Annotated in this window: 11 protein-coding genes; 4 read left to right on the top strand and 7 right to left on the bottom strand. The window is 71.4% G+C overall.

What is annotated here, in order from left to right:
- Nucleotides 1-35: 35 nt before the first annotated feature.
- From AB0O01_RS09835 to AB0O01_RS09825, 3 genes are all read right to left on the bottom strand, one after another.
- On the bottom strand, nucleotides 36-956 hold the full coding sequence (locus AB0O01_RS09835) for a carbohydrate ABC transporter permease (RefSeq protein WP_365311970.1): 921 nt from the start codon (nucleotides 954-956) through the stop codon (nucleotides 36-38).
- Nucleotides 953-1,840 (bottom strand): sugar ABC transporter permease, encoded by an 888-nt coding sequence (locus AB0O01_RS09830; protein WP_365311969.1) that lies wholly within the window; start codon nucleotides 1,838-1,840, stop codon nucleotides 953-955. The genes AB0O01_RS09835 and AB0O01_RS09830 overlap by 4 nt, the downstream gene beginning before the upstream one ends.
- A gap of 111 nt (nucleotides 1,841-1,951) precedes the next feature.
- Entirely contained in the window at nucleotides 1,952-3,244 is a 1,293-nt protein-coding gene (locus AB0O01_RS09825; protein ID WP_365311968.1) for a sugar ABC transporter substrate-binding protein, read from the bottom strand.
- 316 nt (nucleotides 3,245-3,560) lie between these two features.
- On the opposite strand from AB0O01_RS09825, the gene AB0O01_RS09820 reads away from it, so the two are divergent.
- The 3 genes from AB0O01_RS09820 to AB0O01_RS09810 all read left to right on the top strand — a co-directional run bounded on the left by AB0O01_RS09820 (nucleotide 3,561) and on the right by AB0O01_RS09810 (nucleotide 7,177).
- On the top strand, nucleotides 3,561-4,592 hold the full coding sequence (locus AB0O01_RS09820; protein WP_365312435.1) for a LacI family DNA-binding transcriptional regulator: 1,032 nt from the start codon (nucleotides 3,561-3,563) through the stop codon (nucleotides 4,590-4,592).
- 139 nt (nucleotides 4,593-4,731) lie between these two features.
- Nucleotides 4,732-5,397 carry a TetR family transcriptional regulator gene (locus tag AB0O01_RS09815; protein WP_365311967.1) on the top strand — a complete coding sequence of 222 codons (666 nt, stop codon included), beginning with the start codon at nucleotides 4,732-4,734 and terminating at the stop codon, nucleotides 5,395-5,397.
- Between the two features lie 226 nt (nucleotides 5,398-5,623).
- Nucleotides 5,624-7,177, top strand: coding sequence for an MDR family MFS transporter (locus AB0O01_RS09810; RefSeq protein WP_365312433.1), 1,554 nt, complete (start codon nucleotides 5,624-5,626; stop codon nucleotides 7,175-7,177).
- Nucleotides 7,178-7,368: 191 nt separating this feature from the next.
- Here AB0O01_RS09810 and AB0O01_RS09805 read toward each other — a convergent pair whose 3' ends face one another.
- Entirely contained in the window at nucleotides 7,369-7,542 is a 174-nt protein-coding gene (locus tag AB0O01_RS09805; protein ID WP_365311966.1) for a hypothetical protein, read from the bottom strand.
- Between the two features lie 485 nt (nucleotides 7,543-8,027).
- Between AB0O01_RS09805 and AB0O01_RS09800 the strand changes: the two genes are divergently transcribed.
- The gene (locus tag AB0O01_RS09800) at nucleotides 8,028-8,261 is read left to right on the top strand and encodes a hypothetical protein (protein WP_365311965.1); all 234 of its coding nucleotides are present in this window, start codon (nucleotides 8,028-8,030) and stop codon (nucleotides 8,259-8,261) included.
- Between the two features lie 31 nt (nucleotides 8,262-8,292).
- Here the strand turns inward: AB0O01_RS09800 and AB0O01_RS09795 are convergent, their stop codons facing one another.
- The 3 genes from AB0O01_RS09795 to glgC form a co-directional block, all read right to left on the bottom strand.
- A complete protein-coding gene (locus AB0O01_RS09795; protein WP_365311964.1) occupies nucleotides 8,293-9,882 on the bottom strand; it encodes an SDR family NAD(P)-dependent oxidoreductase in 1,590 nt (529 codons plus the stop codon).
- Between the two features lie 172 nt (nucleotides 9,883-10,054).
- A complete protein-coding gene (locus tag AB0O01_RS09790; protein WP_365311963.1) occupies nucleotides 10,055-11,587 on the bottom strand; it encodes a wax ester/triacylglycerol synthase family O-acyltransferase in 1,533 nt (510 codons plus the stop codon).
- A 311-nt stretch (nucleotides 11,588-11,898) separates the two neighbouring features.
- Complete coding sequence (glgC, locus tag AB0O01_RS09785; protein ID WP_365311962.1) at nucleotides 11,899-13,119, bottom strand: glucose-1-phosphate adenylyltransferase; 1,221 nt, start codon at nucleotides 13,117-13,119, stop codon at nucleotides 11,899-11,901.
- Nucleotides 13,120-13,157: the final 38 nt, after the last annotated feature.

Raw genomic sequence — 13,157 nt, 5'->3', positions numbered from 1 at the left:
TGATCGAGCGATCAGACGATCAGGTGATCGCTCGGTCACCCCTTCACCGCCCCCTCCCCCACCCCCCGGAAGAAGTACCGCTGGAGGCAGGCGAACAGCAGGATCAGGGGCGCCACGGCGATGATCGTTCCGGCGGCGACGAGGCGTTCGTCGTTGGCGAAGGTGCCGTGCAGATAGTTCAGTCCGATGGTGAGCGTGAACTTGGACGGATCGCTCAGCACGATCAACGGCCACAGGAAGTCGTCCCAGGCGCCCATGAAGGCGAAGATGGCGACGACGGCCAGGGTGCCCTTGACGGACGGGAGCGCGATGCGCAGGAACCGCTGCCAGACGTTGGCGCCGTCCACGAAGGCCGCTTCCTCGATCTCGTAGGGCACGTTCAGGAACGCGTTGCGCATGAGCAGGACGTTGAGCGAGGCGACACAGCCGGGCAGCAGCACACCGAGCAGGGTGTTGTTCAGTCCCAGCTCCCGCATGGTGGTGAACTGGGCGATGATGATGCCCTCCACGGGCACGAGCATCGCCAGCACGAACGCCAGGGTGGCGGCGCGCCGACCCCGGTAGCGCAGCCGGGCCAGGGCGTATCCGGCGAGGGCGGCGCCGACGCAGTTGGTGACGACGTTGGCGACGGCGACCTTCAGGGAGTTGAAGGCGTAGTCCCAGACGGGGATGGTGTCGGCGACGCGCGCGTAGTTGTGCAGGGTCGGTTCGCCGGGCAGGAACTTGGGCGGGGAGCTGAAGATGTCCTCGGTCGGCCCCTTGAGCGAGGTGGAGAGCTGCCACAGGAACGGGCCGATCATCAGCGCGAGCACGGCGAGCAGCAGGGTGTAGCGCAGGGCGAGTTCCCAGCCGGGGATGCGGCGGCCGTTCTCGTCGGTGAGCCGCAGCCGGGGTGCGCGCCGGGGCGGGGCGGGCGGGGCGGCCTCGGCGGGACGGGTCCCGTCGGTCACGCTCATCGGTCCTCCTTCCGGTCGGCGCGCAGCACGAGCAGCATCAGGATCACGGTGACCACGAACACGACCACGCTGATCGCGGAGGCGTAGCCGACCCGGCCGGTGAGTCCGGTGCCGGTGCGCTGGACGAGCATGACGAGCGTGGTGTCCTCACCGGCCGGTCCGCCGGTGGGTCCGGCCATCAGATAGACCTCGGAGAACACCTTGAAGGCGGCGACCGAGGAGAGCGCGCCGACCAGGACCATGGTGGAGCGGACGGCGGGCACGGTGACGGTCAGGAAGCGGCGGACCGCCCCGGCACCGTCGACGGAGGCGGCCTCGTGGAGTTCGCGCGGGACGTTCCCGAGCGCCGCCAGATAGATGATCATGTAGTAGCCGAGGCCCTTCCAGACCGTGACGGTCATGGCGCTGAGCAGCAGCAGCCACTGGTCGCTGAGGAAGCCGATCCGGCCGACGCCGATGGTCTCCAGGACCGCGTTGACCAGGCCGCGGTCGTCGAGCAGCCAGACCCAGATCAGTCCGACGACGACGATCGAGGCGACGACCGGGGTGTAGAAGGCGGACCGGAAGAAGGTGATCCCGGGAAGGGTCTTCTGCACCAGCAGGGCGAGCAGCAGCGGCAGGATCACCAGGGCGGGGACCACGCCGAGGACGTAGAGCGAGCTGTTGCGCAGGCCGATCCAGAACATGTCGTCCTGGAGCATCTCGCGGTAGTTCGCGAGGCCGACGAACTCGCCCGGGATGAGGGTGCGGCGATCGGTCAGGGAGTTGATCAGTGTCGAGATGAACGGATAAAGAACAAACGCGCCGATGATGAGCAGTCCCGGTGCTGCGAACAGCCAGGGGCTGGCCGGGAGCTGACGCCGCACCCGGGAGACGGGGGGCACGGGACGCCGCTCCCGGGGGGACCGGGGAGCCCGGGGAGCGGGGGGCGCCGGACGCCGCCCCGGGGTGGCGGGGCCCTTGGCCCCGGGGATCGCGGGACTCGCCATGGTGACTCAGCCCTGCTGCTGAAGAAGCCGGTCACACGCCTTGACAGCGTTGTCAAGAGCGTCCTGGGGGCTCTCCTTGCCCTGGAGCGCGCGGGCGACGGCGTTGCGCAGTTCGACCTTCATCTGCTCGCTGAACAGCACCGGCGTGTAGTTGACCGCCTTCTTGAGCGACTGGGCGGCGGCCACCCGGACCCGGGTCTCGTCGGTGCCGTCCTCCTCGGTGAAGTACGGGTCGTCGAGCGAACCGGCGGTGCTCGGGAAGATGGCGACCTGCTGCGCGAAGGACATCTGGCGGGTGGCGTCGGTGACGTAGTGGGCGAACGCGACCGCGGCGGGCTTCTTCTGGGTCTGCGCGTTCACCATCACCCCCATCACGTACATGTTCACCTGACCGGTGCTGGTGATCTGATCGGTGATGCCGATGTTCTCGTACAGGTTCGGTGCCTGCTTCTTGAAGTTCTCCAGGTCGAGCGCGCTGCCGGGGTTCATGGCGACGGCCTCGGTGAGGAACTTCTTCCCGGCGGCCTCGGGGGTGGCGGTGAGCGCCTGCGGGTCGAGCGCCTTGGCGTCGTACAGCTCCTTGTACCGGGTGAGGAGTTCCACGCCCTTGGCGTCGTTGAAGGCGAAGCCGGTGCCGTCGTCGTTCATCAGCGGGACGCCGTAGCGGCCGAAGTCCTCGATGGTGGGGACGTTGGCGAGGGTGGCGACCTCGCCGTCGGTCTCCTCGGCGATCCGCAGCGCGTCGGCGAAGAGTTCGTCGTAGGTCTTCGGCGGCTGTTCGGGGTCGAGTCCGGCCTTCTCGAAGAGCGACTTGTTGTAGAAGAGCGGGCCGGTGTTGAGGTACCAGGGGAAGGCGTAGGTGCCGGTCAGGCCGAGTATCCGGTGGCTGGCCCAGGCGCCCTCCAGGTACTCCTTCTTGTACTGGGGCGCGGCCTGGTCCAGGTCGAGGGCGAGTCCGGCCTTGGCGAGGGGGGCGGCCAGGTCCGGGGAGACGTTCACGACATCGGGCAGGGTGCCGCCGGCCGCGTCCGCGCTGATCTTGTCGGCGTAGCCCTCGGCGGGCTGGTCGACCCACTTCACCTCGGTGCCCGGGTACTCCTTCTCGAAGTCCGCGATCACGCCCTCGAAGTAGTCCTTGAAGTTGGCGCGGAGGTTCCAGGTCTGGAAGGTGATGGCGCCCTCGACCTTGCCCGAGGCGTCGGTGGAGCCGCCGCCGTCGCCCCCGGAGCCGCAGGCACTGAGCGGCACGAGGACGACTGCGACAGCAGCGGCGGCGAAGGTCCGGCGGGAAATGCGCACGACGATGTGCTCCTTTGCGGCGGTGAGGTCCGGTGACGGCCGGGGTGAACCGGAGGTGTCGGCCAGACCTTGCACTCGGTTCCGGGGAAAAGTCAATGCATTTCGTCGCGCTAAAGCATCGAGTGGAACGAACTCGCAGCTCAGGATGGGTAGTTGGGAAATCTTGCGGGAGATCACTAATGCGCTTTAGGATGCTCCCACTCAAGCGCATTAGTGCACCGCCTCCCGCATCCCGCCGGGCGGCTGTCTTTCGAGTGGGGATTCACGTGGGGAGCAGCATGTGACGGGCAGGCGGTCGCCCGCGCGCCGGCCGACGATGAAGGACATCGCACGGCGCGCCGGGGTCTCCGAGAGCGCGGTCTCGTTCGCGCTGAACGGGCGTCCGGGGGTCTCGGAGGTGACCCGGGACCGGGTGCGCCGGGTCGCCGAGCAGCTCGGCTGGCGGCCGAGCACCGCGGCCCGCGCGCTCTCCGGGGAGGGCGCGGCGACGGTCGGCTTCGTCCTGGCCCGCCCCGCCGACACGCTCGGCGTCGACTCCTTCTTCCTCCAGCTCGTCTCCGGCATCCAGGAGGTGCTGGCGGAGCGCCATCTCGGGCTGCTGTTCCAGATCGCCCGGGACATCGCCGACGAGTGCGAGGTCTACCGGCGCTGGTGGGCCGAGCACCGGGTGGACGGCGTCCTGGTGGTCGACCCGCGCACCGACGACCCGCGCCCGGCCCTGCTGGACGAACTGGGCCTGCCCGGCGTGGTGATCGGCGGCCCGCCCGACGCGGGGCACCCGGTCCTGTCCACGGTCTGGGCGGACGACGCCGGGGCCATGGCCGCGGTCGTGGACGAGCTGTACACCCTCGGGCACCGCCGGATCGTGCACATCGCCGGGCTCGCCGGACTCGCGCACACCGAGCGCCGGATCCGGGCCCTGCGCGCGGAGGCCGGGCGGCGCGGCCTCACCGAGGTGCGGTCGGTGACGACCGACTACTCGGACGCGGAGGGCGCGGCGGTGACCCGCCGGGTGCTGTCGGGGCCCACTCCCCCGACGGCCCTGGTCTACGACAACGACGTGATGGCGGTCGCCGGGGTCGCCGCCGCCTCGGGGCTGGGCTTCTCGGTGCCGGGCGAGGTGTCGGTGGTGGCCTGGGAGGACTCGGCGCTGTGCCGGATGGTCCGGCCCTGGCTCTCCGCGCTGTCCCGGGACACGGTCGAGTTCGGCCGTACGGCGGCCCGGGAGCTGACCGCGCTGCTGGACGGCGGCCCGGCCCGGACCGTCCAGGTACCGGTGCCCCAACTGATCGAACGGGACAGCACGGGGCCGGTACGGGGCGACCGGGGAGCGGCTGGGAGCGGATAGCGCGGTTCATGCGGTTCGCGCGGGTGATCAGGCACCTCGCAGGGTCCCGCACGGGTCGCTCCAGGGTCACTCACGGACCCTGATCACTCACACGCCAAACAATTTTGCAGGGCATGCACTTTTGCATACCATGCAAGCCATGCCGGAGAAGAGTGCCGCCGCGGGCGGTGGACTGCGGGAGCGGAAGAAGCGGGCCACCCGTGCCGCGCTCGCGGAGGCGGCGGTGCGACTCGCCGCCGAACACGGAGTCGAACAGGTCACCGTCGAAGCGATCAGCGCGGCGGCGGGTGTCTCCGTGCGCACGTTCTTCAACTACTTCGAGACCCGGGACGACGCTTTCGTGGTGGTCGACTCGGAGCTGAGCACCCGGGTGCGCGACGCGGTCCTGCACGCCCCGCCCGCCGTCCCGCCGCTCGACGCGGTCCGGGACGCCATCGCGGCCGAACTCGCCGGGGCCGAGGAGCAGCACGAAGTGTGGGAACTGCACGCCACGGTGCTGCGCGCCGCCCCGCATCTGCTGGTGCGCGCCCTCGGCGCGCACACGGCGGAGGAGACCGGTCTCGCGCTGGTCGTCGCCGAGCGCCTGCGCGGCGGCACGGGAGGCGTCCCCAGGCCGGTCGGCGCCTGCGGCGAGGAGCGCCGCGACCTGGAGCTGTATCCCCGGCTGCTGGCCGCCGTCGCCGGTACGGCGGTCCGGGTCGCTGTCGAGCACTGGAGCGCCCGCCCCGAGGAGCGCCGCTTCGCGGAGGTGTTCCGGGAGACGTTCACCCTCCTCACGGCGGGACTTCCGGCCCCGCCGGACTGACCCGGCCGACGCCCCCCGCACCCTCATCCCCCCATCCCCACCACCATCCCCATCCCCACCCCCGCCCTCCCCGCGCGCCGCCCGAGCGGGTCCTCCCCGCACCGAACCCGCCCCCTCGCGCGATCACCTGATCGTTCGATCGTCAGATCACCAAACGATCATCACCATGGAAAGAGCTGTCGTGACCGCACCACCGGAGACGCTCGAACAGGCGTCGCCCACCGCCATGACCCACCGGCAGATACTCCAGGCCATGTCCGGTCTGATGGCCGGCATGTTCGTCGCGATCCTGGCGGGCACCGTCGTGTCGAACGCGCTGCCCCGCATCATCGCCGACCTGAACGCCAGCCAGTCCTCGTACACCTGGGTCGTCACCTCCGAACTGCTGGCGATGACCGCCACCGTGCCCCTGTGGGGCAAGCTGTCCGACCTCTACAACAAGAAGCTGCTGCTCCAGCTCTCGCTGGCGATGTTCGTCGTCGGTTCGCTGCTCGCCGGGTTCTCGCAGAACGTCGATCTGCTGATCTTCAGCCGGGTGATCCAGGGCATCGGCGCCGGTGGTCTGACCGCGCTGGCCCAGGTCGTCATGGCCGCCATCATCCCGCCGCGCGAACTCGGCCGGTACGCGGGCATCTTCGGTGCGGTGTTCGCCGTGGGCACGGTGGCCGGGCCGCTGGTCGGCGGGGTACTGGTGGACACCGAGTGGCTGGGCTGGCGCTGGTGCTTCTTCATCGGGGTGCCGTTCGCCCTGTTCGGCATCGCCCTGCTCCAGCGGACCCTGCGGCTGCCGACCGTGCGGCGCACCGTACGGATCGACTGGCTCGGCGCGTTCCTGATCGTGGCCGGGGTCTGCGCGCTGCTGATCTGGGTGTCGCTCGCGGGCAACCGGTTCGACTGGGCGTCCTGGCAGACCGCCGCGCTCACCGTGGGTGGCGCCGTGCTGCTCCTGGGCGCGGTGTTCGTGGAGGCCCGCACCCCCGAGCCGGTCATCCCGCTCGACATCTTCCGTAACCGCACGGTCACCCTGACCACCGTGGCCAGCCTGTTCGTCGGTGTCGCCATGTTCGGCGGCACGGTGTTCCTCTCCCAGTACTTCCAGGTGGCGCTGGGCAAGTCGCCGACCGTCGCCGGGCTGATGAGCCTGCCGATGATCCTCGGTCTGCTGGTCTCCTCGACCGTCGCCGGGCAGGTGATCAGCAGGACCGGCCGATGGAAGCGGTATCTGGTCGCGGGCGCGGTCATCATGACCGCGGGTCTCGCGCTGCTCGCCACGATCGGCGCCGACACCCACTTCGCCCTGCTCAGCCTCTACATGGCCGTCCTTGGCATCGGCGTCGGCATGCTGATGCAGAACCTGGTGCTGGCCGCCCAGAACGACGTCCCCGCCGCCGAACTGGGCGCGGCGACCTCCGTACTGTCCTTCTTCCGCAGCATGGGCGGCACGATCGGTACGAGTGTGCTCGGCGCGATCCTGGCCAACCGGGTCGCCAGTGAGATGGCCGAGGGCCTGCGGGAGACCGGCGCGTCCGGCGCGGCGGCGGGCGGCTCGGGCGGCGCGGAGTCCTCGCACGCGGTCCCCGACATGACGACGCTGCCCGAACCGATGCGCGGGATCGTGGAGCACGCCTACGGGGTCGCCACCGCCGATCTGTTCCTGATCGCCACGCCGTTCGCCCTGCTGGCGCTGATCGCCGTGGTGTTCATCAAGGAGAAGCCGTTGAAGACGACCAGCGGCATGGAACGCCTCGCCGAGGAGTCGGCGGCGGAACGGGTCGGCTGAGGGCACCGGCCCACCGATCCACCGGCCCGGACCGTATACGACGCCGGGAAGGCGCTGCGGAACGGGGGGCCCGGCCGACAGGGCCGGGGCGGATGCGCACCGGTGGGGAGGGGGAACACCGGAGTCCGCATGGACGTGATGGACATGACGCAGGTGATGGCCGCACGTCCATGCGGGCGTCGATCGGTCGGTCAGTCCACGCTGGGCAGGATGTGCGGCTCGGCGAGGTCGTCCTCGTAGCCCGCCAGGCGGATGGGGGCGGACCTGGCCCAGACGTCGAGGCTGCCGATCTCGCCCGGCCTGCGGCCCGCGCTCTGCGGGCGTTCCTTGGGGCGCTGATCGCGATCTGTCTTCTCCGGTGTCACCGCGCACTCCTTATGTGTCGGGTCACCCTCGGGGCGTCACCGGTCACGTTGCGCTCCGGCGCCTGACGCCCGTTCGGGTCTGTCTTGAACGGTCGGACGCGGTGGCGCCGGCAACTGTGAGAGAGAGGGCCGTGATGAACCGGCTTGTCCCGGGACGGACCATGGGTGTGGGTGGGACCCCTTGATGCGGTCCGTCGCCCTCAGACTAACCAAATGAGCGGGCCTCCGCTCGATAGGGCTGAAAACAATGGGTAACTATCGGACATCGGCGCGTGGCCGCTCTATCCATTTCTACACCCGTTTGTTACATAATGCGTCATTTTGGAGTCACCCGTTCGGCGGAGCGTGACGAACGGAACCGCGCGGCGCGCGAATGGCAGCCCCAGGGTCCCGATGCGATCGTGGAGGGAGCGTTCGCCGGCAGGCACACCCCGGCGCATCGACCGGGACGCTCCGGTGGACGGTCGCGGAAGGTGGACCCGAACATGAGCGACAGCACCCCGCCGCCTCCCACACATGAGGCGCCCGTACCGCCGCCCCCGCCGCCCTCCTCCCCGCCCGCCCGGGGCTCCGCCCAGCACCACCGGGACCTCTCCCGGACCGTGCTCTTCTACGCGCTCGCCCTCGCCGCCCTGCTGGTCGGTGTGGCCGCACTGCTGATCGGCATCGCCTGGTCGGACCTCGCGGACACGGCCGACAACAGCCGCCCCTTCTGGTGAGGACACAAGCGCCGAGACCGGCGGGCCGCCCCTACCACTTGCCGGGCGCGTAGTCCTTCAGGAAGACGCCGTACAGATCCTCGCCGGCCTCGCCGCGCACGATCGGGTCGTAGACCCGGGCCGCGCCGTCGACCAGGTCGAGCGGGGCGTGGAAGCCCTCGTCGGCGAGGCGCAGTTTGTCGTAGTGGGGGCGCTCGTCGGTGATCCAGCCAGTGTCGACCGAGGTCATCAGGATGCCGTCGGTCTGGAACATCTCGGCGGCGCTGGTGCGGGTCACCATGTTCATCGCGGCCTTGGCGGCGTTGGTGTTGGGGTGTCCGGCGCCCTTGTAGCCGCGGCTGAAGACACCCTCCATCGCCGAGACGTTGACGACATGGGCGCGCTTGCTGTCCGCCTTGCGTGCGGCGTCGGCCATCACCGGACGGAGCTTGCTGATCAGGATGAACGGGGCGGTGTAGTTGCAGAGCTGGGTCTCCAGCAGCTCGACCGGCGAGATCTGGTCGATGCTCTGCACCCAGGTGTTGGAGTCCACGACGTCCGGCACCAGGCCGCCCGCGTCGATGGCGGTGCCCGCGCGGTGCCGCTCCACACTGGCGTTGCCCGCGACCAGGGCGAGATCGGCGACCTGCTGGGCGTCCAGACCGGAGGTGCCGAGCGGCAGGGCGGCGAGTCCGTCGACCGCGCCGGAGTTGAAGGCGCCGATCACGTGCTGGGCGGGCAGTTCCCCGGCGGGCAGCGGGGCGCTCTCGCCGTCGACCAGGGCGGCGTAGGCGGACGGCAGCCGTCGTACGGTCTGGGTGGCGTTGTTGATCAGGATGTCGAGGGGGCCCTGGGCGGAGACCCGGTCGGCGAGGGCGACGACCTGGGCGGGGTCGCGCAGATCGATGCCGACGACCTCCAGGCGGTGCAGCCAGTCGGCGGAGTCGTCCATGGCCTTGAAACGGCGGACGGCGTCCTTGGGGAATCGGGTGGTGACGGTGGTGTGGGCGCCGTCGCGCAGCAGCCGCAGGGCGATGTACATACCGATCTTGGCCCGGCCGCCGGTGAGCAGAGCGCGCTTGCCGGTCAGGTCGGCGCGGGCGTCGCGCTTGGCGCGGTTCTCGGCGGCGCAGTCCTGGCAGAGCTGGTGGTAGAAGTAGTCGACCTCGGTGTAGCGGGTCTTGCAGACGTAGCAGGAGCGGGGGCGCTGGAGTATTCCGGCGATACGTCCCTGCTCGGTGCGGGAGGAGGGCAGCAGGCCCTCGGTCTCGTCGTCGATACGGTCGGCGGAGCCGGTCGCGGTGGCCTCGGTGACGGCCTTGTCGTTGGCGGTCTTGGCGGCCCGGCGCTCCTGGCGGCGGCGCTGCTTCACGGTGCGGTAGATCCCGGCGGTGGCGCGGCGTACGGCGATGGCGTCGGGGTGGTCGACCTCCAGCCGGTCGAGTTCGGCCAGCACGGCGAGGCAGACGGCGAGCCGCTCGGGGTCGATCCCGGGGCCGTCCGACGCCGCGTCCGGGGCCGCAGCCGCTTGCGGAACGGCTGCCGTCGCCGCGTGCGGAACCGCTGCCGTGTCCGGGGCCGTCGTCGCGTGCGGGAGCGTCACCTCGTCCGGGGTCGCCGAGCCGTCCTGTGTCACCGTCATCGCCGCTGCCGTTTCCCTGCTGCCCGCGCGGCGCTCCGTCCGCGTCCGCTGTCCGAACCGCGAATTTTACGGAGCGCCGGGCCCGGGTCCAAACCCGTCGGCGGGGGGTGAGGCCGGGCTCGCGGGGCGTGACGGACGCCCCGGGCGCTCAGGGCACGGACGCCCCGGGCGTTCAGGACCCGGACGGCCCGGGTGCCGGGGCCGCGACGGGGACCCTGGCCCGCCCCTCCCCCGCCTCCCGCACCCCCTCCGGCGCGCAGGCCACGGCCGGCGTCCTCACCCGCGTCCCGCGCCCGGGGGCCGCGTCCGCCGCGATCCGCCCCGCGTCCGCTGCCCTCCGCCCCGCGTCCGGCCGCTCCGGCTCGCATGCCGTGACCAGGGCAGCCACCTCCGCGCGCACCGCGGCCGCGAGACGGTCCAGGTCCGGGACCGCCCGCGCGTCGGCGACCAGGCCGAAGTGGACCTGACCGCGATAGGTCGACATGGCGACGGCGAGCGACTGGCCGCGGGCGAGCGGGGCGTAGGGGTGGACGGCGGTGAGCGGGTGGCCGCCGAGCCGCAGGCAGAGACCGGGCAGGGGCACGCTGGTGACCAGGATGTCGAACCAGAGCCGGGCGGCCTGCGCGGCCAGCGGCCCGCCCAGCCGGTGGCCCAGCGGCGGGACATGGTCGGCGAGCAGCGCGACCGCGCCCGCGCCCCGCCCGGGTCCGGCGTCCTTGTTGCGGTCCATGGCGGCCCGTACGGTGCCGAGCCGGGTGAGCGGGTCGGGGTCGTCGACCGGGAGCCGTATCAGGTACCCGGAGAGACGGTTGCCCCGCGGGTGGGCGGTGCGGGGGCGGCGTGTGGAGACCGGGATCAGGGCGCGCGGGCGGACGCCCTCGGTGCGGTCCCCGCGCGCGTCGAGCCAGCGCCGCAGGGCCCCGGCGACGACGGCGATCAGGACGTCGTTGACGGTGCCGCCGACGGTCTTGCGGACGCGGTGGACGTCGTCGAGGTCGATGACGACCCCGGCGGTGCGGCGGGTGCCGCTGGGCTCGGCGGTGAAGCCGGGTACGGGGCGGGCGGTGAGGGTGGAGAAGGCGACGGAGGCGCCGATGTCGACGGCGCGGCCGACGTCGGTGACGGCGTCGCTGAGGGCGTCGCGGACCAGGCCGGGCAGGCGGCGCACGTCGGGCAGCCGGGAGCGGCGGGGTGCGGGGCGGCGCGGGCGCGGCGGGGGCAGGTCCATGGGGTCGAGGATCGCGGCGGCCAGAGTGAGGGCGCGCAGTCCGTCGGCGAGAGCGTGGTGGAACTTGAACAGGACGGCGAAGCCGGTGCCGTCGGCGCCGGGCAGCACATGGGCCTCCCAGGGCGGGCGGCCCCGGCGCAGCGGGCGTTCCATGAGGCGGCCCGCCTCGCCCTGGAAGTCGGCGGTGGGGGCGTGCAGCTCGATGTGCTCCAGGGGGTCGAAGTCCGGGTCGGGCTCGCGGGTGGCGCCGCCGACGGCGAGCGGGCGGAGCGGTCCGGGCGGCTGCCAGACGTCCCGGATCCGCATGCGCAGTCCCGGGACGCCGGCGGCGCGTGCGGCGAGCAGGTCGGCCGCGTGGGCACCGGCGGTGGGTGAGTGCGCGGCGAAGACGCCGAGCGCGCCCAGGTGCATGGGGTGCCGGTCGGTCTCGATGTTCCAGAACGCCAGATCGAGGGGTGCGAGCGGGTCAGGGGTCACGGCTTGCCTCGCGTAGAGGACGGGTGGGCAAGCAGTGAACAACGCCCGGACGATTACGGTCAAGTACGATCAGGCTACGCTCAGTTAACAACGGATTAAGTCAGGGAGTGTTCGGCCTCCGTGATCACGCAGGTCACAGCGGTCACCTGACCCGTTCGGCGGTGCCGCCCCGGCCACGCGCCGGGGGCGTACGCGGGCGCGGCGCGGGGCGCGACACGGGTGAATTTCAGCCACCCGCAGCCCTCGCGCCCCCCGGGGGGACCGCCCCCGCACCGCCGCGCACCGCCCCGGCCGCGCGTCCCGGCCGCCTCCTACGACACCCGCTGGCCCTTGCCCAGCGCGATCACACCGCTCTTGGAGACGGTGTACAACTCGCCGTCCCGGTGCGGGTTGACGCCGATCGTCGCGCCCGGCGGCACCTCCACGTTCTTGTCCAGCACCGCCCCGCGCACCACCGCGCCCCGCCCGATGTGCACGTTGTCGTGCAGCACCGAGCCCTGCACCACCGCGCCCGGATCGACGACCACCCCGGGCGACAGGACCGACCGGGTGACCTGCCCCCGGATCAGGCACCCCGCGCTGATGATCGACTCGCTGGCCATCCCGCCCGCGTTGAACCGGGCCGGGGAGAGCTGGTTGGAGTGGGTGTAGACGGGCCACTGCCGGTTGAACAGGTTGAACGCCGGGCGCTCGGCGATCAGGTCCATATGGGCGTCGTAGTAGGCGTCGAGCGTGCCCACGTCCCGCCAGTAGCCCTGGTCCCGGCTGGTCTCGCCGGGGACGTGGTTCTCGTGGAAGTCGTAGAGCTGGGCCTCGCCGCGGTCGGTGAGCTGGGGCAGGATCGAGCCGCCCATGTCATGCACCGAACGGGGGTCCTCGGCGTCCCGCTGGAGCGCCTCGATCAGCACCTTGGTGGTGAAGACGTAGTTGCCCATGGAGGCGAACACCCGCTCGGGGTCGTCGGGCAGCCCCGGCGGGTCGGCCGGCTTCTCCAGGAAGCGGTCCACCGTCAGCCCGTCCGAGGCGGGCGAGATCACCCCGAACGCCGACGACTCCGCGCGCGGGACCCGCATCCCGGCCACGGTGACGCCCGCGCCGCTCTCGATGTGCTGGGCGATCATCTGGCGCGGGTCCATCCGGTACACATGGTCCGCCCCGAACACCGCCACGTACTCGGGCTGTTCGTCGTAGATCAGATTCAGGGACTGGAGGATGGCGTCGGCGCTGCCCAGGTACCAGCGCGGGCCGAGCCGCTGCTGGGCCGGGACCGGGGTGATGTAGTTGCCGAGCAGGCTGGACATCCGCCAGGTGGTGGTGATGTGCCGGTCCAGCGAGTGCGACTTGTACTGCGTGAGCACGCAGATCCGCAGGATGTCGCCGTTGACGAGATTCGACAGGACGAAGTCGACGAGCCGGTAGGTGCCGCCGAAGGTGACCGCGGGTTTCGCGCGGTCGGCGGTCAGCGGCATCAGGCGCTTGCCCTCGCCGCCCGCCAGTACGATCCCGAGTACGGAAGGCCCTCCACGACGCATGGCCGCTCCCCTCACCCCTGGTTGTGAACCATCCATGC

The organism is Streptomyces sp. NPDC093252 (assembly GCF_040683675.1).
In the GTDB taxonomy this organism is placed as follows: domain Bacteria; phylum Actinomycetota; class Actinomycetes; order Streptomycetales; family Streptomycetaceae; genus Streptomyces.
The sequence above is the reverse complement of the archived record's forward strand: the minus strand, read 5'-3'. Positions and strand labels throughout refer to the sequence as shown.